Origin of the sequence: Streptomyces sp. ATexAB-D23, assembly GCF_000373645.1 — a bacterium.
Classification (GTDB): domain Bacteria; phylum Actinomycetota; class Actinomycetes; order Streptomycetales; family Streptomycetaceae; genus Streptomyces; species Streptomyces castrisilvae.
Window position 1 is genome coordinate 196,394 of record NZ_KB892024.1, and the last position, 19,543, is coordinate 215,936.

18 protein-coding genes are annotated in these 19,543 nt (G+C 68.2%); 10 read left to right on the forward strand and 8 right to left on the reverse strand.

Annotated elements, in window-relative coordinates; genetic code table 11:
• Window positions 1–196 precede the first annotated feature (196 nt).
• Complete coding sequence (dnaA, locus tag B082_RS0121500) at window positions 197–2,014, reverse strand: chromosomal replication initiator protein DnaA (protein ID WP_078622618.1); 1,818 nt, start codon at window positions 2,012–2,014, stop codon at window positions 197–199.
• Window positions 2,015–2,394: 380 nt separating this feature from the next.
• Here dnaA and rpmH point away from each other — a divergent pair, with 380 nt between their 5' ends.
• The 9 genes from rpmH (at window position 2,395) to B082_RS0121530 (ending at window position 9,125) form a co-directional block, all read left to right on the forward strand.
• Window positions 2,395–2,532, forward strand: a complete 138-nt coding sequence (gene rpmH / locus B082_RS38135; RefSeq protein WP_006348049.1) for a 50S ribosomal protein L34 — start codon at window positions 2,395–2,397, stop codon at window positions 2,530–2,532.
• Window positions 2,533–2,553: 21 nt separating this feature from the next.
• Window positions 2,554–2,925, forward strand: coding sequence for a ribonuclease P protein component (rnpA, locus tag B082_RS38140; RefSeq protein ID WP_078622619.1), 372 nt, complete (start codon window positions 2,554–2,556; stop codon window positions 2,923–2,925).
• Complete coding sequence (gene yidD / locus B082_RS38145; protein WP_078622620.1) at window positions 2,922–3,281, forward strand: membrane protein insertion efficiency factor YidD; 360 nt, start codon at window positions 2,922–2,924, stop codon at window positions 3,279–3,281. The genes rnpA and yidD overlap by 4 nt, the downstream gene beginning before the upstream one ends.
• Before the next feature lie 3 nt (window positions 3,282–3,284).
• The gene (gene yidC, locus B082_RS0121505) at window positions 3,285–4,547 is read left to right on the forward strand and encodes a membrane protein insertase YidC (protein WP_018553880.1); all 1,263 of its coding nucleotides are present in this window, start codon (window positions 3,285–3,287) and stop codon (window positions 4,545–4,547) included.
• Window positions 4,548–4,562: 15 nt separating this feature from the next.
• Window positions 4,563–5,072, forward strand: a complete 510-nt coding sequence (locus B082_RS0121510) for a protein jag (protein WP_018553881.1) — start codon at window positions 4,563–4,565, stop codon at window positions 5,070–5,072.
• 108 nt (window positions 5,073–5,180) lie between these two features.
• The gene (gene rsmG / locus B082_RS0121515; RefSeq protein WP_026250037.1) at window positions 5,181–5,897 is read left to right on the forward strand and encodes a 16S rRNA (guanine(527)-N(7))-methyltransferase RsmG; all 717 of its coding nucleotides are present in this window, start codon (window positions 5,181–5,183) and stop codon (window positions 5,895–5,897) included.
• Window positions 5,898–6,186: 289 nt separating this feature from the next.
• Entirely contained in the window at window positions 6,187–7,263 is a 1,077-nt protein-coding gene (locus tag B082_RS0121520) for a ParA family protein (RefSeq protein WP_078622633.1), read from the forward strand.
• Entirely contained in the window at window positions 7,260–8,342 is a 1,083-nt protein-coding gene (locus tag B082_RS0121525; RefSeq protein ID WP_026250038.1) for a ParB/RepB/Spo0J family partition protein, read from the forward strand. Before B082_RS0121520 ends, B082_RS0121525 begins: the two co-directional genes overlap by 4 nt.
• 165 nt (window positions 8,343–8,507) lie before the next feature.
• Window positions 8,508–9,125: a GNAT family N-acetyltransferase gene (locus tag B082_RS0121530; protein WP_018553885.1), complete on the forward strand. Its 618-nt coding sequence runs from the start codon at window positions 8,508–8,510 to the stop codon at window positions 9,123–9,125.
• 88 nt (window positions 9,126–9,213) lie between these two features.
• Here the strand turns inward: B082_RS0121530 and trxA are convergent, their stop codons facing one another.
• From trxA to sigM, 4 genes are all read right to left on the reverse strand, one after another.
• Window positions 9,214–9,537 carry a thioredoxin gene (trxA, locus tag B082_RS0121535; protein ID WP_018553886.1) on the reverse strand — a complete coding sequence of 108 codons (324 nt, stop codon included), beginning with the start codon at window positions 9,535–9,537 and terminating at the stop codon, window positions 9,214–9,216.
• Between the two features lie 55 nt (window positions 9,538–9,592).
• Complete coding sequence (gene trxB, locus B082_RS0121540) at window positions 9,593–10,558, reverse strand: thioredoxin-disulfide reductase (protein WP_026250039.1); 966 nt, start codon at window positions 10,556–10,558, stop codon at window positions 9,593–9,595.
• A 132-nt stretch (window positions 10,559–10,690) separates the two neighbouring features.
• Window positions 10,691–11,629, reverse strand: coding sequence for an anti-sigma factor family protein (locus B082_RS0121545; RefSeq protein WP_018553888.1), 939 nt, complete (start codon window positions 11,627–11,629; stop codon window positions 10,691–10,693).
• Window positions 11,626–12,360 (reverse strand): RNA polymerase sigma factor SigM, encoded by a 735-nt coding sequence (gene sigM, locus B082_RS38150; RefSeq protein ID WP_026250040.1) that lies wholly within the window; start codon window positions 12,358–12,360, stop codon window positions 11,626–11,628. The genes B082_RS0121545 and sigM overlap by 4 nt, the downstream gene beginning before the upstream one ends.
• A gap of 143 nt (window positions 12,361–12,503) precedes the next feature.
• Here sigM and B082_RS0121555 point away from each other — a divergent pair, with 143 nt between their 5' ends.
• Window positions 12,504–12,968: a DUF2690 domain-containing protein gene (locus tag B082_RS0121555; protein ID WP_018553890.1), complete on the forward strand. Its 465-nt coding sequence runs from the start codon at window positions 12,504–12,506 to the stop codon at window positions 12,966–12,968.
• A gap of 86 nt (window positions 12,969–13,054) precedes the next feature.
• Here the strand turns inward: B082_RS0121555 and B082_RS0121560 are convergent, their stop codons facing one another.
• From B082_RS0121560 to B082_RS0121570, 3 genes are all read right to left on the reverse strand, one after another.
• Window positions 13,055–14,782, reverse strand: a complete 1,728-nt coding sequence (locus tag B082_RS0121560; protein ID WP_018553891.1) for a protein kinase family protein — start codon at window positions 14,780–14,782, stop codon at window positions 13,055–13,057.
• Window positions 14,783–14,910: 128 nt separating this feature from the next.
• Window positions 14,911–17,067, reverse strand: coding sequence for a murein biosynthesis integral membrane protein MurJ (murJ, locus tag B082_RS0121565; RefSeq protein ID WP_018553892.1), 2,157 nt, complete (start codon window positions 17,065–17,067; stop codon window positions 14,911–14,913).
• Window positions 17,068–17,116: 49 nt separating this feature from the next.
• Window positions 17,117–19,414, reverse strand: a complete 2,298-nt coding sequence (locus tag B082_RS0121570) for a DUF6049 family protein (RefSeq protein WP_026250042.1) — start codon at window positions 19,412–19,414, stop codon at window positions 17,117–17,119.
• Window positions 19,415–19,543: the final 129 nt, after the last annotated feature.

The window sequence follows — 19,543 nt, forward strand, 5'->3', positions numbered from 1 at the left end:
GATTCGAACACCGCGGGCGTCCCGGCCCCGGGCCCCAGGCAGGGTGAAGACCCCGCCGGCGCCGATTGAGTGCGTCCGGGAGCCGTGCACGGGGGTTGCCGGGAGCTTTTCGGGGAACGCGTAAGGGCGCTGTGCGGACTCCTGACGAGTCCGCACAGCGCCCTTCGGGTGCGTGCGGTTCCGGCGTGGGGTGCGGTCAGCCGTTCTTGATGCGGTTGGTGAGCTCGGTGACCTGGTTGTAGATGGAGCGCCGCTCCGCCATCAGCGCCCGGATCTTGCGGTCGGCGTGCATCACCGTTGTGTGGTCCCGGCCGCCGAACTGCGCACCGATCTTCGGCAGTGAGAGATCGGTCAGCTCGCGGCACAGATACATGGCGATCTGGCGGGCCGTCACCAGCACACGGCTGCGGGACGATCCGCAGAGGTCCTCCACCGTCAGACCGAAGTAGTCCGCCGTTGCCGCCATGATGGCCGCCGCCGTGATCTCCGGGGCCGTGTCCTCGCCGCCGGGGATCAGGTCCTTCAGCACGATCTCCGTGAGCCCCAGGTCCACGGGCTGGCGGTTGAGGCTGGCGAAGGCCGTCACCCGGATGAGAGCGCCCTCCAGCTCACGGATGTTGCGCGAGATGCGGGACGCGATGAACTCCAGCACCTCCGGCGGGGCGTTGAGCTGCTCCTGCACCGCCTTCTTGCGCAGGATCGCGATGCGGGTCTCCAGCTCGGGGGGCTGCACATCGGTGGTCAGCCCCCACTCGAAACGATTCCGCAGCCGGTCCTCCAGCGTGACCAGCTGCTTGGGCGGCCGGTCGGAGGACAGCACGATCTGCTTGTTGGCGTTGTGGAGCGTATTGAAGGTGTGGAAGAACTCCTCCTGCGTCGACTCCTTGCTCGCCAGGAACTGGATGTCGTCGACGAGCAGGATGTCGACGTCGCGGTACCGCTTGCGGAAGGTGTCGCCCTTGCCGTCACGGATCGAGTTGATGAACTCGTTGGTGAACTCCTCCGAGCTCACGTACCGCACCCGGGTCCCCGGGTAGAGGCTGCGGGCGTAGTGCCCGATGGCGTGCAGCAGGTGGGTCTTGCCGAGCCCGGACTCCCCATAGATGAAAAGGGGGTTGTACGCCTTGGCGGGCGCTTCGGCGACGGCGACGGCCGCCGCGTGCGCGAAGCGGTTGGACGCCCCGATGACAAAGGTGTCGAAGAGGTATTTCGGATTGAGCCGGGCGTGCGGCTCGCCGGGTCCGGGGGCCGGCGAGGGCTGGGCGCCCATCGGCCCCGGGCCTCCGCCGGGCCGGCCGGTGCCGCCGCCCCCCGGCCGGTGCTGCGGCTCCGGCAGTTCGTGGCGCTCGGGGCGTGGCCGCTCCGAGCGCTGCGGCTCGTAACCCTGGCGCTCCGGCGGCTGCTGCCGGTAGTCGTGCTGCGGCTGCTGCGGGGAGCGGCTGCCGTAGGGCTCGCGCCACTGGTCCGCGGAGTGGTCACGGTCCTGGAATCCGCCGAGCCGGGGCTGCTGCCAGGACAGGTCCTCCTGGGTGCGCGGCCAGGCCCCGGGCTCGGGGCGCTGCTGCTGGTAGTCCGGGTAGGCGGGGCGGGCCGTAGGCATCCCGTCGTCGGAGGGCCGGTGCCCGTAGCCGTCGTACGCGTCGTCGTGCCGCCCCTCGTCGTGCTGCGGTCCCTGGTAGCGGTGCTGCTGCGACTGGGGGGACTGGTGCATCGGGGGCGCCGGCGGGGACGGCGGTTCGCCGGCGGAGTCGTCGACCGTGATCGCGATCCGGATGGGGCGGCCGCACTCGCGGCTCAGCGTCTCGCTGATGAGAGGAGCGAGACGGCCTTCGAGGACCCGCTTGCCCCACTCATTGGGGACGGCCAGCAGCGCGGTGTCGGCGACCAGGGCGAGGGGCTGGCAGCGCTCGATCCACTGCTTGTCCTTCGGCTCGATGCCCTGCTGCCCCTCCCCGAGCAGTTGCTCCAGCACTCGCGGCCACACTGCGGCAAGATCGGCAGGTACGTCAGCCACAAGGCACGCTCTCTCGCTGGTCCCACGAATGTGTGGTTCTCGGGACGTATGGGTCGGGGTGGGTGAGGACCGGCAGGCGGGAAGAAAAAGAACCGGAGTTCAGCCACGGTAGTCAGCCCGACCCGCGCGGTTCAAGTCGTTGTCCACAGCCTGTGCACAATGGGGGGTCCGACAGGGTCGGTTTGACCGGATGGCGTAGCCGCGCGTACCGTGACCAGGTCGAGTTGTCGATGGCTGCTGCCGCCTGCCTCCGATGGGCAAAGATCACGATCTGTGATTGTGAAGCGGTGCACTAGGGCGTTTACGCGAGTCTCTCGTGGGCGCACGGTGACAGCCAGGCGATGTCCCGCCAACACACGAGTCATTACTGGAGCCCCCGAGTGAGCAAGCGCACCTTCCAGCCGAACAACCGTCGTCGCGCGAAGACCCACGGCTTCCGGCTGCGTATGCGTACCCGTGCCGGCCGCGCGATTCTCGCGTCCCGCCGTAGCAAGGGTCGCGCCAGCCTGTCCGCCTGATCGCGTACAGGTCGTCATGACGTGCTGCCTACCGAGAATCGGCTGAGGCGGCGCGAGGACTTCGCGACCGCAGTACGACGAGGGCGGCGGGCCGGTCGCCCGCTCCTCGTCGTCCATCTACGCAGCGGTGCAACCGACCCGCACGTGACTGGGGAGACCGTTCCCCCGCCGCGTGCGGGTTTCGTTGTCAGCAAAGCAGTGGGTGGTGCGGTCGTCCGCACAGCGGTGAAGCGCAAGCTTCGCCACTTGGTCCGAGAACGGCTGGCCCTGCTGCCCCCCGGTAGCCTGGTTGTCGTACGAGCGTTGCCCGGTGCGGGCGACGCCGACCATGAACAGCTGGCCCGAGACCTGGACGCCGCGCTGCGGCGGCTGCTGGGAGGGGGCGCGCGATGAAGTACCCGCTGCTGGCTCTTATCAAGCTGTATCAGTGGACGATCAGCCCACTCCTCGGGCCTGTCTGCCGTTACTACCCGTCGTGTTCCCACTATGGATATACGGCGATCGACCGGCACGGAGCGATCAAGGGAACAGCGCTGACAGCCTGGCGCATCCTGCGATGCAATCCGTGGTCACCCGGCGGCGTGGATTACGTACCACCACGCAAACGTCCGCGTTGGCACGAAATGCTGCGCAGTGCCCTACGCGGCAGCAAGGGCGGGGACTCCGCCGCTGACGTGCCTGCCGGGAGTTCGGCCACCGACCTCCCGAGTTCGGCCGCAGAGACTTCGCCCAATGCTCAAGGAGCCTGATTAGTGGACACGATTGCCAGTCTGTTCAGCTTCATCACATGGCCCGTTTCCTGGGTCATCGTCCAGTTCCACAAGTTGTACGGGGCGATCTTCGGCCCTGACACGGGATGGGCCTGGGGCCTGTCCATCGTGTCCCTCGTGGTGCTGATCCGCATCTGTCTGATCCCGCTGTTCGTCAAGCAGATCAAGTCGACGCGGAACATGCAGGTGCTCCAGCCGAAGATGAAGGCGATCCAGGAGCGCTACAAGAGCGACAAGCAGCGTCAGTCCGAAGAGATGATGAAGCTGTACAAGGAGACGGGTACCAACCCGCTCTCCTCGTGCCTGCCGATCATCGCGCAGTCGCCGTTCTTCTTCGCGCTGTACCACGTGCTGTCCGCGATCGCGTCGAACAAGAAGATCGGCGTCATCGACCAGTCGCTGCTGGACAGCGCCCGTCAGGCCCACATCTTCGGTGCCCCGCTGGCCGCCAAGTTCATGGACAGCGCGGACAAGGTCGACGCGCTCGGCGCCTCGCTGACCGATGTCCGGGTCGTCACCGCGGTCATGATCGTGATGATGTCGGCCTCGCAGTTCTTCACGCAGCGCCAGCTCATGACGAAGAACGTCGACCTCACGGTCAAGACGCCGTACATGCAGCAGCAGAAGATGCTGATGTACATCTTCCCGCTGATCTTCGCCGTCATGGGCATCAACTTCCCCGTCGGTGTCCTCGTCTACTGGCTGACCACCAACGTCTGGACCATGGGTCAGCAGATGTACGTGATCAACCAGAACCCGACGCCGGGCAGCAAGGCCCAGGAGCAGTACCTCGGGCGGCTGCTGAAGGGCGTCACCGCGCACGGTGAGGTCCGTGGCCGAACCCGGCGCAACACCGTCAAGCGGATCGTGGCCAAGGGACCGGACCGCAACGACATCGAGCGGAAGTTCGTCACGGGACTGGCCAAGCTCGGCCTCGCTCCGCAGGAGGACGGCACGGTGGTCAAGAGCGACACCGCTGTGGCCGACGCCGAGGGCGGAGCCGCACAGCGGCGCCAGCAGCCCAAGCGGCAGACCAAGGCGAAGCGCCAGACCGGTACGGGCCATCAGGGCGGGGGCAAGGACGGCGACTCCTCCGAGTCGGCGCCCAAGACCTCTCTGAACAAGAAGACCCCGCAGGACGAAAAGCCCAAGCCGGCGGGCAAGTCCGCGTCCGGCTCCTCACGCCAAGCCAAGTCCGGGCAGCGCAAGGGCCCGCAGCGGCCCAAGCACCCGTCCAAGAAGTAAGAAGGAGTCCATCCCGTGACGGAAGGCATCACCTCCACGGCCGCTGAGGGCAGCGACACCTTGACCCGCCTTGAGCAGGAAGGTGAGATCGCAGCGGACTACCTTGAGGGCCTGCTCGACATCGCCGACCTCGACGGCGACATCGACATGGACGTCGAGGCGGACCGGGCCGCGGTCTCGATCATCAGCGAGTCCGCACGCGAATTGCAGAAGCTCGTGGGGCGCGACGGCGAGGTCCTGGAGGCGCTCCAGGAGCTGACGCGGCTGGCCGTGCACCGGGAGACCGGTGACCGGAGCCGTCTGATGCTGGACATCGCCGGCTTCCGGGCCAAGAAGCGCACGGAGCTCGCCGAGCTGGGTGCCAAGGCGGCGGACGAGGTCAAGAGCACCGGGGAGCCGGTGAAGCTGGACCCGATGACACCGTTCGAGCGCAAGGTCGTGCATGACGCGGTCGCCGCCGCAGGCCTGCGCAGTGAATCGGAGGGCGAGGAGCCCCAGCGCTTCGTCGTCGTCCTGCCGGCCTGACCGGCCCTTCTCCTGTCGGCCCCGTCTGTTCGCAGACGGGGCCGATCTTTGTCAGCCTGATAGACAGCCGCCAATGCGCGGTAGTGCGGTATGGAAGGACGGTCCCCCGTGACGGAGGAAGTATCACTTCCCCAGGCCCCCGACGAGGCTCGGACGGTGTTCGGCGAGAGCTTTCCCGAGGCTGTCCGGTACGCGGAACTGCTGGCGGACGCGGGGGTCACGCGCGGGCTGATCGGTCCGCGTGAGGTGCCGCGCCTGTGGGAAAGACATCTGCTGAACTGTGCGGTGCTCTCCGAGGTCGTTCCCGAGGGGGTCACGGTCTGCGATGTGGGCTCGGGGGCGGGGCTTCCGGGCATCCCGCTGGCGCTGGTGCGCCCGGACCTGAAGATCACCCTGCTGGAGCCGTTGCTGCGGCGGACGAATTTCCTCCAGGAGGTTGTGGAGCTGCTCGGGCTGGACCATGTGACGGTCGTCCGCGGCCGGGCCGAGGAGGTCCTGGGCAGCCTGCAGCCCGTACACGTGGTGACGGCCAGGGCAGTGGCCCCACTGGACCGGCTGGCCGGCTGGGGGGTGCCTCTGCTGCGCCCGTACGGCGAGATGCTCGCGCTCAAGGGCGATACCGCCGAGGAGGAGATCAACGGCGCTCGGGCGGCGCTCAGCAAGCTCGGGGTGGTGGACACCGAGGTGCTGCACGTTGGTGAAGGTGTGGTCGACCCGATGTCCACTGTGGTGCGCGTGATGGTCGGCGAGAGCCCCGGAGGTGTGAGGTTCGCCGCGAAGCGGGCCAAGGCCGCCAGGACCAGCCGGACGCGCCGCCGCCGCTGATCACCCGGTCACACCGAGCCAGTGGCTCTTACGTGCGATGTGGTCCCGGCATCCGGGATTCCGTCCGTCATGGAGCCGTACGTGCCCCGCGCGGAGTGTCGTGCCTCTGTAGCTACGCTGCGAAGGCATCGTGTTTCACGTGAAACGTCGTTCTCTGCTGCATGGAATCATCGGCCGCGGTGCGGTCGCCGCCCCTTCCCATCGCAGGCCCGTTAGGGCTACGGAGTTGTCCACAGAAGTGGATTCCTCCACAGAAGAGCGGGCCTCGCTGGTTCACGACCCCGAAACCATGGCAGGCTCTGTTCATTGCGAGCCTGAAGCCGAGGAGAGTGAATCCTTGCGGTCCGACGCCAACATCGCGGGACCGATGACCGACCCGGTCCCCGGTCCCCGAACCGAATCGGCGGGGGACGGTGTTTCACGTGAAACACCGCCGCCGATGGACGACACACCCATCGGGCGCGCGGCCCAGCTGGCGGTGGAGGCCCTCGGCCGAGCCGGCGAGGGGCTGCCGCGACCTGAGCAGACGCGCGTCATGGTGGTGGCCAACCAGAAGGGCGGGGTGGGAAAGACCACCTCGACGGTCAACCTTGCCGCGTCGCTGGCACTTCACGGTGCGCGGGTCCTGGTGGTTGACCTCGACCCGCAGGGCAACGCCTCCACGGCTCTGGGTATCGATCACCACGCCGAAGTTCCCTCGATCTATGACGTCCTGGTGGAGAGCAAGCCGCTCTCCGACGTGGTTCAGCCCGTCCCGGACGTCGAAGGTCTCTTCTGCGCCCCGGCCACCATCGATCTCGCCGGTGCGGAGATCGAGCTGGTGTCGCTGGTGGCGCGGGAGAGTCGACTCCAGCGGGCCATCCAGGCGTATGAGCAGCCGCTGGATTACATCCTGATCGACTGCCCGCCCTCGCTGGGCCTGCTGACGGTCAACGCACTGGTGGCCGGTGCGGAGGTGCTGATCCCCATCCAGTGCGAGTACTACGCGCTGGAGGGCCTGGGGCAGCTGCTGCGAAACGTCGATCTGGTCCGCGGCCACCTGAATCCCGACCTCCATGTGTCCACGATCCTGCTCACCATGTACGACGGCCGGACAAGGCTGGCGTCGCAGGTCGCGGAGGAGGTGCGCAGCCACTTCGGCAAGGAGGTGCTGCGGACCAGCATTCCTCGTTCGGTCCGCATCTCCGAGGCGCCGAGTTACGGGCAGACCGTGCTCACCTACGACCCCGGTTCCAGCGGGTCGCTGTCGTACCTCGAAGCAGCCCGGGAGATCGCGCTACGCGGGGTCGGGGTGCAGTACGAGGGCCAGCACGCCCACACGGGCGGTTCGATCAGTCAGCAGAGCAATCCGGAGGGGATCCAGTGAGTGAGCGTCGTCGAGGGTTGGGGCGAGGGCTCGGTGCCTTGATCCCAGCCGCTCCGCAGGAGAAGCAGCTACCGTCCGGCGGGCAGGGGTCTTCCTCCCCCGTCCTGACCTCGGAGCGGGGTGTGGCCGCCGCGAAGGTGACCACGCTCGGGTCCGCCCCCGTGGTGCCGGAGCCAAGCGGTCCCGTGTCGCTGCGGGAGCCGGCGGACGCTGGGGACGTGGCGGGTGCGTACTTCGCCGAGGTGCCGATCGACTCCATCACGCCGAACCCGCGTCAGCCGCGCGAGGTCTTCGACGAGGACGCGCTGGCGGAGCTGGTGACCTCGATCAAGGAGGTCGGTCTTCTCCAGCCCGTGGTGGTGCGGAAGACGGGGACCGACCGTTTCGAGCTCATCATGGGCGAGCGCCGCTGGAGGGCATGCCGGGAGGCGGGCCTGGAACGCATCCCGGCCATCGTCCGCGCCACCGACGACGAGAAGCTGCTCCTGGACGCCCTCCTGGAGAACCTCCACCGGGCTCAGCTGAACCCGCTGGAGGAGGCAGCGGCCTACGACCAGCTGCTCAAGGACTTCAAGTGCACGCATGACCAGCTGGCCGACCGCATCGGGCGTTCGCGCCCCCAGGTCTCCAACACGCTGCGCCTGCTGCGGTTGTCGCCGCCGGTGCAGCGAAGGGTCGCGGCCGGCGTGCTGTCGGCGGGCCATGCGCGTGCACTGTTGTCGGTGGACGACTCCGATGAGCAGGACAAGCTGGCCCACCGCATCGTTGCCGAGGGGCTCTCGGTGCGTGCGGTGGAGGAGATCGTGACGCTCATGGGTTCCAGGCCCACCAACGCCTCGAAGACCAAGGGGCCGCGGGCGGGGGCCCGGCTGTCACCGGCGCTGACCGACTTGGCGTCCCGGCTGTCCGACCGGTTCGAGACCCGGGTGAAGGTCGACCTCGGGCAGAAGAAGGGCAAGATCGTCGTCGAGTTCGCCTCGATGGAGGACCTGGACAGGATCCTCGGAAGTCTTGCCCCGGGCGAGGGCCGGGTGTTGGACCGGACGGCTGAGGAATCGGCCGAGGACGACGAGAGCTGACATACGCCGAGCGATGAGGGCGGGCTGTTTCCGGTGGGTCACGGAACACAGCCCGCCCCTTTGCTTGCTCACGGTGTCCGCTTGATTCGGGGGTGGATACGATGCGTTCTGGCAGGGCATTTCCGCCCATGACGCAGTGGGCGAGAGAAGTGAGGAACAGCCTTCATGGGGCGTCGGCTCGTACCGCTCACGCTGGACAACCTTCCCGACCTGCCCCGGCGCTGCCGTTCCTGTGTGTTCTGGGAGCTCGATCCGGTCAGCGGGGAAGCCGCGGTCAAGAGCGGCAGAGCTGAGCGGGAGAAGGAGGCCTGGATCTCCGCGGTGCTGCTGGAGTGGGGCTCCTGTGGGCGGGTGGTCTACGTCGATGACGTGCCGGCGGGCTTTGTGCTCTACGCGCCGCCCGCATACGTCCCACGAGCGACTGCGTTTCCGACGAGCCCCGTCTCCCCCGACGCGGTCCAGCTGATGACCGCATTGATCATGCCGGGCTTTCAGGGGCAGGGGCTGGGCCGGGTCATGGTGCAGACCGTTGCCAAGGACCTGATCCGGCGGGGCTTCAAGGCGATCGAAGCTTTCGGGGATGCCCGGTGGAAGGAGCCGGCCTGTCTGTTGCCGGCCGACCACCTGCTGGCAGTGGGGTTCAAGACGGTGCGGCCGCACCCGGTGCACCCGCGGTTGCGGCTGGAGCTGCGCACGACGCTCTCCTGGAAGGAGGACGTCGAGATGGCCCTGGACCGCCTGCTGGGCGCTGTACAGAAGGAGCCTGCGCTGCGGCCGCTGTAGCGGTCCTTGTCCGCGAGCGTGAAACGGGCCCGTCCTCGAAAGGACGGGCCCGTTTCACGTGAAACAACGGCTGCTGTGTCTGTCTGCCTTACTCGGCGATGAAGCCCGTGAGGTCACGAAGGATCGCGGCCTTCGGCTTGGCGCCCACGATGGTCTTGGCGACCTCGCCACCCTGGTAGACGTTCAGCGTCGGGATGGACATGACGCCGTACTTGGCGGCGGTGGCCGGGTTCTCATCGATGTTGAGCTTCACGACCTCGATCTCGCCGTGCTCGGCCGCGATGGCCTCCAGCGACGGGGCGATCTGGCGGCACGGGCCGCACCAGGAGGCCCAGAAGTCCACCAGTACAGGCTTGTCGCTCTTGAGGACGTCCTCCTCGAAGGAATCGTCAGTCACGTTCTTCAGGGCCACGGCGGCCTCCTTAACTTCGCGGGGTGTGTACGCGGGGATGGGCAAGAGACGAGTGTCAGACGGCGGCCGCGGGGGCGGCCTTCTCGTCGTCGGCGAGTGCTGCAAGGAAGCGCTCGGCGTCGAGGGCGGCGGAGCAGCCGGTGCCCGCAGCGGTAATCGCCTGACGGTAGGTGTGGTCGACGACGTCGCCCGCACCGAAGACCCCCGTCAGGTTGGTGCGGGTGGAGGGAGCATCCACCTTCAGGTAGCCCTCGTCGTCGAGGTCCAGCTGGCCCTTGAAGAGCTCGGTGCGCGGGTCGTGGCCGACGGCGATGAACAGCCCGGTGACGGGCAGCTCGGACGTCTCGCCGGTCTTGGTGTTGCGCAGGGTCACACTGGACAGCTTCTGCTCGCCGTTGACCCCCGCGACCTCGCTGTCCCAGGCGAACTTGATCTTCGGGTCTGCGAACGCACGCTCCTGCATCGTCTTGGAGGCACGCAGCGTGTCACGGCGGTGGATGATCGTGACCGACTTGGCGAAGCGCGAGAGGAAGGTCGCCTCCTCCATCGCGGTGTCGCCGCCGCCGACCACGGCGATGTCCTGGTCCTTGAAGAAGAAGCCGTCGCAAGTCGCGCACCAGGAGACGCCTCGTCCGGAGAGGGCGTCCTCGTTGGGGAGACCGAGCTTGCGGTGCTGCGAACCCGTGGTCACGATGACTGCCTTGGCGCGGTGAACCGTGCCAGCGGTGTCGGTGACCGTCTTGATCTCACCAGTGAGGTCGACGGAGACCACGTCGTCGGGGACGAGCTCGGCACCGAAGCGCTCGGCCTGGGCGCGCATGTTGTCCATGAGCTCCGGGCCCATGATGCCGTCCTGGAAGCCCGGGAAGTTCTCCACGTCGGTGGTGTTCATCAGCGCGCCACCGGCAGTGACGGCCCCTTCGAAGACCAGCGGCTTCAGCGAGGCGCGCGCGGTGTAAAGGGCGGCTGTGTAGCCGGCGGGACCGGAGCCGATGATGATCACATTACGCACGTCGCTCACGGGTTTCTTCCTCGTCTCTGCAGACTGCCTACTGTCCACGCCTACTGGGGCCGGTTCAACGACTCTCACCCCACCCAACGGATCCTACGGGGGATGCATTCCCGACGTGCCGGGCGGCGGGCAGCCTGATTCTCAGGGCCGCGTGTAGGCGTGCGTCAGCAGGAGCTCTCCCTTGGCAGGGGGCTCGGCGTCGATGCAAGCCGCGTCCACGATGTATGCCTGAACGCTGGCGGGATCCGTGGGGTGCGGCAGGACGACGAGGAAGGCAGCGGTGCCCTCGTAAGTGCCCTTCTCGATGGCGAGGGCGGCGGTGTTCCGCCCGATGCTTTGCTCCACGCATGAGGGGACGTCGACGGCCGGGGCGCGAAGGGGGGATTCAGGTTTCACGGAGTCCGAAGGCTGGGTCTGAGGCGAGGACTTCGCGCCGATGGACGGAGCCTGTTCCTTGCCGCTTGAATCCTGCGGGGTGGCCGTGTTGGGGTGAGCACTCAGCAGGTCGTGTACCTGGCCCGCGAGGGTGGACTGGGAGAACGTCTGAGCGCCGTTCCCAGGCGCGGACACTTCCCTTTGAAGCGCGCCTGCGTCTGCGTTGTTCTGAGAGGGCGGGGCGTTCTGCAGCAGGAACACGCTCACCCCAACCATGGCAGCGGCACCAAGCGCAGTGGCGAGCACGGTGGTGCGACGCCGCCTTCGTCCGGGGCGACGCCCAGGCCCGGTGGTCGCCCGCGGACGCCCGGCTGGGCGGTCCGGAAGCTCCGAGGCTATGGAGCGCAGCTCTGTTTCACGTGAAACATCGTCCGCCACATCTGCGTCCGCACTGCGGGACCGGGCCTCGTCGGCGAGCGCCGCATCGATGCGGGCAGCGACATCGGTCGGCATCGGCTCGGGGGCGGGTACCGCGCCGAGCAATTCGCGGACCTCTTCCAGCGAGACGAGGACATCGGCACAGAGCTCGCAGTCGGCGGTATGACGGCGGACCTCGGCCGCCCGGGACTCGGAGAGCAGCCCCTCGGTCAGGTCGGAGATCTCCGAGACATCCGGGTGCCGGGTTGTGTCAGCTGTCGACGTCATAGGTGTCCACCTCCGCCCTTCATCGCAGTGGGATCGCTTGCTTCCGAGTCTCGTGGCCGCGTCGCCGGTGGGACGGATGGCGGGGGCGTCCGGTTCCCTTGCGTGCCGGCTGCACCGCGGTTGCCGTTCCCTGTGCGGAGATGGGCGAGCAGAGGCGCCAGCCGGGCACGGCCTCTCGCGCAACGACTTTTCACGGTGCCGACGGGCACGTCGAGAATGCGAGCGGTCTCTGCCACCGGGTATCCCTGCATGTCGACCAGGACGAGCGCTGCGCGCTGTTCGGCGGGGAGCGTGGCGAGAGCAGCGATCAGTTCCCTGTGGAGGTCCTGGCGCTCCGCCGGGGCCTCCGCGGATTCGTGCGGTTCGAGGAGGCGATCGAGCCGCTCCGGGTCGTCCACGGGGGAGGTCTTCCGGGAGGCGGCTTTGCGCACCCGGTCGAGGCAGGCATTGACCGTGATCCGGTGCAGCCAGGTGGTGACGGCGGACTGGCCGCGGAAGGTGTGGGCGGCGCGGAAGGCGGAGATCAAGGCATCCTGCACGGCGTCGGCCGCTTCCTCGCGGTCACCCAGCGTTCGCAGCGCCACGGCCCACAGCCGGTCGCGATGGCGTCGAGCCAGCTCACCGAATGCGTCCGGTTCACCAGCCACATGACGGGCGAGCAGATCTGAGTCGCTTGGCGTGGAGGGATCGCCGCCGTCGGCCTCGCGGTATCCCTCCTCGGTGGTCGCCATCCGTGCATTCAAACCGATCCGCGCCAAGAAGTAAATACCAAGTCCCGGCGGATTATCGGAATGGCGTCAAGTGTCCTTTCTTAATTCTTCGGGAATGGCCTCTTCGTCCGTATATTGATGAATGAACAGGAAGGGGACCAGTAATGAAGAGGCATGTGAAGCGGTATCTGGGTAAGGCTCTGCCGGCGGTTCTCGCCGCACCCGTCCTAGTGGTAATGGGGCCTGGGAGCGCGCAGGCGGCCACGTACGCGTTGGACGGAAAGGACCCGATTTCCGCCGGGTGCTCCGGCGACGTCACCACCATGAAGCGCGCCTCCATCGGTACGTCCAGCTGGACGCTGGGCGCCATCGAGCTGCGGTACAGCGTGAAGTGCCACACCGCGTGGGCGAGGATCACCCTCTCCGAGGATGTCTGGGGGAAGGCGCAGATCGTTCGGAACACGGACGGTAAAGCGTATAACTGCACGAATCTTTCCTACAATGCGTCGCTCGGTAGTTATACGTGCTACACGGCGATGGTCTACGACAAGGACCCGCTTTCCTCGTACGCGGAGGGCTGGTCCCAGTACGACAACGTCAGCCTGCATTCGAAGACGCCGTCGTACTGACTGCTTGAACATCCCTTCGAAAGGGAACAGGGTCGTGCCGGATCTGTCGATCCGGCACGACCCTGTATTCGTATGCCCTTAGGTCGTCAGCTGGTGACCTTGATGTCCGAGATCTTCCCCCGGAAGTTGCCCTCGTTGCTCGGCGGGATCCTGGTGAGCCAGACCAGGAGGTATCGCGCCTGCACGGCCTTGGCCGGCTTGAGCGACACCGTCGTTCCTGAGCCTTCGGCGACCTTCGTGAAGCCGTCGGGCATCGTCGGCACCGTGGAGCCACTGACGGTGCGCAACTCGACCGAGCTGGCGCCGCCCAGGAAGGTCACGTCCACCGTGCCGACCCGCTGCACTTTGCCGAGGTCGAGCACGAGCCCGACGCCCTCCTTGAGCCTGCCGAAGTCGGCGCTGGCATAGCCGTCCGTGCGCCAGTAGGAGTTCGGGTCCCCGTCGTAGACATGGCCTATCTCCTGCGGCTTCTCGGTGCCGTCGCCGAGCGGGTCGAAGTCCTTGGCATCGACGATCTCGACGGGCTTGCTCTTCTCGACCGGAGGAGCGTCGCCGTTCTCCGGGTTCGACTGGGTGGTGCCGGGGTCGCCGCCCGAGTTGCTGTCGCGGTTGAGGAGCGTCTCGGCGAGCTGCCAGCTGCCCAGACCCAGTGCGGCGATCAGCAGCGCGGATACGGCCCACTTCAGGGCCCTTCCGGTGCGGCTCTGGAGCGGGGCGGGAGGCACAGGCACCACGGGCTGGGTCACGACGCCGCCGGGTGCGCCAGGCCTGCCGTACGTGCCCTGCTGGTACGTGGTCCGCTGATACTCGGGCGGGGCGGCGAATGTGGGCTCGGGCGGGCGGATGCGCGGCATCGCCGCGACGGCCTTGGCGAGCTCGTCGGGGGTGGTGCACGGCTGCTCCTGACGGGAGGCCGTGGCCCCGTCGTTGGCGAGCGCCCGCATGGCGATCTCGGAGAGCCCCCTGTGGACACCCGCCCGCACCTGGTCGGGCGGCAGCAGCCCCATGCCCTTGGGTAGCCCGGTGAGGCCGTAGGCGTCGCTCTCGTACGGCCAGCGCTGGGTCAGCGCGGCGTACAGCAGGGCGCCGACGGCCTCGGTGTCGGCACGCTGGGGGCCCTCCGACGTGATCCCCCGCAGAGCGGCGTTCACCGCGAGACCGCGGATGCGGTACTGGCCCGACGAACTGCGCAGCACGGCCCCGGGAGTGAGCCTGAGATGGGCCAGGCCCTCCCGGTGCGCGGCCGCCATGGCCTGGGAGACCTGGCTGACGAGCTGGTACGCGTCGTGCGCGTCCATCGGGCCGGCGCCCAGCAGGGCCGTGAGCTCGGTGGCGTCGGGGAGCCACTCGTGGACGACGTAGACGAGGTCGTCCTCCTCGACGGCGTCGAGGACCTGCACGAAGCGCGGATCACCGAGCAGCGCGGAGGACCGGGCGGCGGCCAGCACCGAGCGTGCCCGTGGGTGGTCGGCGGGGAGGAGGTGGACGCCCACCGCACGACGGAGCTTCTCGTCGACAGCACGCCAGCTGCTGAACCCGTCCAGACGGGTGACGCACTCCTCCAGTCGGTATCGGCCGGCCAGTTTGTGACCGCTGTGCAGGTCCGGGGCCGTTACGGAGGTCTCCGGGGTTGCCGCGGAGGCTTTGGAGGCTTCGGAGGCGGTCTGCTCGCCGCCCTCGTCCCGGGAGTCGTCCCCCGCCGCGCGTTGCGCTTCTGCCGTGCCGTCGGTCGTGGCCTCGTCCGCCTTGGCGGCCAGCGGTTCGTCCCCGCTGTTGTCGGCCACGTCGACGGCAGCCGTGCTACGTTCCGCCACCGTCGTTCCTGCCTCCCCATCCGTTGCGCGATGCCAGCCAGCTCTGCACAGTCACGCCAATTGTGCCCACACTCCGGCGCTATGCACGACACGCGGAGACCGGTGATGGTTGTGCGGGCCGCTCATCCTCAGCGGCCGAGCCGTCCCCGGACCATGCCGACCATGCCGTTGATCTCTTCGATCCGCATCCTCTTGGCCGCGACGAAGAACACCCCCAGCAGGATGGCCCCACCGCAGATCAGAGCTGCCAGCGAACCGAGGGCGCCCTGCCCGAGTACGTGCAGGAGACCGAAGCCCACGGCCCCGGCGACCACGGTGGCGGGAAGGGCGGCAAGGCACAGCCGGGCGTAGGTGCGGACCACATGGGCGCCGTCCAGGTCCCCGCCCAGGCGGTTGCGCAGCCTGCGCCAGGCGATCCCGACGCCGACGGCGTAGGCGAGGCCGTACGAGGCCGCCATGCCGACCACGGCCCACTGGGCGGGCAGCACGGCGTAGCAGAGGGCCGAGGCCGCTGCGTTGACCAGGGCGACGATGACGGTGTTGTAGAACGGCGTGCGTGTGTCCTCGTACGCGTAGAACCCTCGCAGCACCACGTACTGCACGGAGTACGGGATCAGTCCGAGGCCGAAGGCCATCAGGATGAAGCCCATGGAGCGGGCGGCCTCGGGACCGCTGGACGCGTAGAGCAGGGTGCACATCGGAACGCCCAGGGCGAGGAACGCGAAGGCGACCGGCACGATGGCCACGGCGGAGTTGCGCAGCCCCTGTGAGATGTCGTCGCGGACCGCGCCGGGGTCGTTGTCGTGGGCGGCCCGGGAGATCCTGGGCAGCAGGGCGGCCATGACCGAGACGGTGATGATCGCCTGCGGCATGCCCCAGATCAGCTGGGCGTTGGAGTAGGCGAGGAAGCCCGCCCCGCTCTTCCCGGACGCCTTGCCGGCCGAGGTCGCGAGCTGGGTGACGACCAGCACGCCGGCCTGGTTGGCGAAGACGAACAGCACCGTCCACTTGGCGAGCTTGACCGTCTTGCCCAGCCCGTGGCCCCTCCAGTCGAACCGCGGGCGGAAACGGAAACCGGCCTCGCGCAGGTACGGGATCATGGCCAGCGCCTGGACGACCAGCCCGAGCAGGGTGCCGATGCCCAGCAGCCGCACGCCCTCCGGCGGGATCGTCTGGACGCCCATGTGGGACTGGTGCGAGGTGCCGTAGACCCAGATGAACATGCCGAAGGTGAAGATCATGACGATGTTGTTGAGGACCGGGGTCCACATCATCGCGCCGAACTTGCCGCGGGCGTTGAGGATCTGGCCCATCACGACGTGCACACCCATGAAGAAGATCGTGGGGAGGCAGTAGCGGGCGAACGTGGTGGCGACGTTGTTGGCCGCCGGGTCGTCGGCGATCGTCGATGACATCAGCCGGATGAGCCAGGGCGCGGCGAAGACCACCACGGCGACGATCAGGCCGAGGGCGACCATCACCAGGGTCAGCAGCCGGTTCGCATAGGCCTCGCCGCCGTCCTCGTCGTCCTTCATGGAGCGGACGAGCTGGGGGACGAAGACGGAGTTCAGGCCACCGCCCACGGTGAGGATGTAGATCATCGTGGGCAGCGTGTAGGCGATGGTGAAGCTGTCACCGAGCAGGGCCGCGCCGAGTGCCGCAGTGATCACGAGACTGCGGACGAAGCCGGTGAGGCGCGAGACGAGTGTGCCCGCCGCCATCACCGCACTGGACTTCAGCAGGCTGGAGGCACGGCCGCCGGAGCTGGGGGGCGCGGGGGCGGGCTCGGGCTGTGCGGGCGCCGGAGACGCGGCCGGGCCCGAGGGCCCCTCCTGGTCCCGGAAGAGATGGGCGAAGGCGTCGGGCTCCTCGCGGCTCGTGGAGGCCTGGGTGACCAGATCGTCCACGCCGACGAACTGGGTCGTCGCCGCGTTGTCCCCGTACGGGAGGTGACGCGAGGGTCCGTCGGGCTCGGGCGGCGGTGTCTGTGCCCAGATGCGGGGGTCGGGGGCGTACGGGGACGCCGGCGGCTGCTGGTAGAGCGGCTGGGGCTGCTGGTAGGTACCGGGGGGCGGCGGCGGGTGGGCGGCGCGGTCGTACAACGCCTCGTCCACCGGGTCCTGGGCGGCGAGGTCCTGGGACCGGTAGGGGTCGTAGTCGTACGCGGCCTGCAGATATGGGTCCGGCGCCGGTTCCTGCTCCGGCCCAGGGGGCACCGGAGGGCCCCCGGAGTACCCGGCCCCGCCCGTACCCTGACCGCGGTCACCGTCGTACGGCGCGTTCATCGAAACCCCACCTCATCGTCCCCGGCCGACCGGCCACGACAGACATCGCTCAACGGTCCACTTTCTCACCCGTGCCCGACGGCTCCGTGCTTTCGGGACCGGTGTCCGGCGTCGGGTCACTCGGCTGCTCGGGTTCACTGCCGCCGTCGCCCGACGCGCCGCCCGCGTTGGCGCGCTTGCGATGTGCATACATCCTGATGCCGGCGAGGACCAGCAGCAGCAGCCCGCCGGCGATCACCAGAAGCACCGTCGGCGTGATCTCGGAGACCTTCACGGTGAAGGCCATCTCCGGGCCGTACGGTGTTCCGTCCTCCGTGTAGAGCTGGGCCGTCATCTGGACCTGGCCGTTGATGTTGGCCGCCGCGTCGAATTTCACCGACTGGCTGTGCCCGGCGCCGATCTGGATGGGCTGCTCCGCCACACTCCCGCCGTCGTTCAGCTTGAGCCGGGTCCTGTTGTCCGATTTCAGCCGCAGCACCAGGTGATCGACATCCTGCAGAAGCCTGTTCTGCACGGTCACGGGGATCGTGGCGCTGCGTCCGGACAGCGTGATGTCCGACTTCGAGACGAGCTGGACCTCGCCGATGAGTCCCTGCAGATAGCCGCGTACGGAATCGCGGTACTGCTGGGCCTCCAGGGGCCTGCCTCGCCACGACGTCGACATCGACCGGTTGACCGCGTTGCCGAAGGGGGTCACCACCCGCTCGGGGTGGGTGAGGATGACCTGGAAGTTGTCGAGCGAGGACTGGATGGACTTGATGTCCTGGAAGGCCTGAGTGGGCAGCTCCTGGCTGCGCAGCTTCTTGGGGTACCGGGAGGTCGGCGGTACCTCGGTGGTCGCGTCCGCGTCGGGCTTCGTCGCGGACGCCTCGATCAGTCCCTGGGGCTCGGTCCAGCGGTCGTCGTCCAGCGTGTGCAGGGCGCGCGCCATCGACTGGGCCTGGGCGACCGTCGGCATGCGCTGGGGCGCGACGACGACGGTGCGGTCCTTGTCCGTGTCCTGCTCGGCCAGGGCGAGGGTGAGGGCGAGGAACTTCTGCACGGCGAGCGTGGAGTTCCCCGCGTTGCCCATGTCGCCCTGGAAGGCCGTGGAGAGCCTGGCGTCCGCGACCACCGCCGTGGTGCCACCGCCGATCGGCCGGGCCGCTGAGGGCGTGTACGACAGGTTCCCGGTCTCTTCGAGGCTGTCGCTGCGGGCGATCACGTAGTGGGCCCCTGCCGAGGTGGCGACATCCACGATGGAGGGGTCCACCGCGCCGTCCACCGGCCAGGCGAAGTCCGTGGACGGCTTCAGGTGGAGGATCGTCTCCACCGTCATCCCGGCGACCTCGCTGGCTGTCTGAAGGTGGCTGAGGGTGCCCGAGACGTTCTTGCCGCGGTGGGCGATGGACGCCAGGTCCGGGTCGCCGAACGGCAGGGCCACGACCTTGCCCTCCGACACGGCGGCCTCCAGCGAAGTGAGCCACTTCTTGGCCACCTCCTGGTTCGTCCCCGCGACCGTGGTGTCACCCGACCTGACCCGGTAGGGCTTGGTCATCGCATCGACACTGGCCAGCAGATCCGGGTCGATGACCCAGGTCACCGGCAGCTGCCTGCCCAGGGACACCATCTGTTCGAGGCGGCCGCCCGGTGCGATCTCGGTGGCCAGGTCGTCGTCGGCGAACACCGGGGTCTGCTGCTCGTCGGAGCCGGTCTCCGCGGTGAGGTGTGCCGAAGCGATCAGCGGCCACAGGTAGCTGATCCCGAGCTTGGAGTCGCGGTCCCCGTCCTGCCAGGGCAGGAAGGTCCGCTTGATACCGAGCACCTGGTCGTAAACGGTGTGCGAGGTGCGGCCCGTCAGTGAGACACCCAGCTGATAGACCCCGTCGGCGCCGAGGCCCAGTTTGCTGACCGGTACCGACAACGTGAAGTCCTGGCTGATGCCCGAACGAAGCTTGTTGATCTCGACCGTGTACTTGCCCCCGATCGGATAGGGGTCGGTACCGGGCAGATATCCGGTGCGATGGGCGGCCGTGTCGATGGCGGACCTGCTGTAGAGCCGGGGCCCCACGCGCAGGTCGACCTGGCCGTGGGTGACCGTCTCCTTGCCCTTGTTGGTCAGGGTGCCGGAGATGGTCAGCGTGTCCCCCTTCACGGGAGCGCTGGGGGTGACCTCGTCCAGCGACACCGCGACGGTGCTGGAGCCGGACGGAGCCTTCGCCGTGCCGCCGGCCTGCGCCTCCGGGGTGGACACCCCGGCCAGCAGGGCGGCGACAAGCGGAGCCCCGGCGAGCACCGCGGCTGTGCGCCGCAGCCACCGGCGGGCAGGAGAGGGACTCATCCCCTGGATGTCTGCCGCCTCGGCCACGCGTATCCGTCCCTCGTCATCGTCAACTGCTGTTGATCGTCGTCCGTTGCTGCGTCCCCGCATGGTAACGAGATGCGTGGGGGCCAAGTGCCGGGGAGTGCACTGCATGATCGAGAGAGTCTCGCAGGG

Coding starts and splice junctions, on each gene's coding strand:
- yidD (WP_078622620.1), top strand. CDS start 2,922: ATGAAGTACCCGCTGCTGGCTCTTATCAAGCTGTATCAGTGGACGATC.
- B082_RS0121520 (WP_078622633.1), top strand. CDS start 6,187: ATGGCAGGCTCTGTTCATTGCGAGCCTGAAGCCGAGGAGAGTGAATCC.
- B082_RS0121530 (WP_018553885.1), top strand. CDS start 8,508: ATGGGGCGTCGGCTCGTACCGCTCACGCTGGACAACCTTCCCGACCTG.
- B082_RS0121545 (WP_018553888.1), bottom strand. CDS start 11,629: ATGACGTCGACAGCTGACACAACCCGGCACCCGGATGTCTCGGAGATC.
- sigM (WP_026250040.1), bottom strand. CDS start 12,360: ATGGCGACCACCGAGGAGGGATACCGCGAGGCCGACGGCGGCGATCCC.
- B082_RS0121555 (WP_018553890.1), top strand. CDS start 12,504: ATGAAGAGGCATGTGAAGCGGTATCTGGGTAAGGCTCTGCCGGCGGTT.
- murJ (WP_018553892.1), bottom strand. CDS start 17,067: ATGAACGCGCCGTACGACGGTGACCGCGGTCAGGGTACGGGCGGGGCC.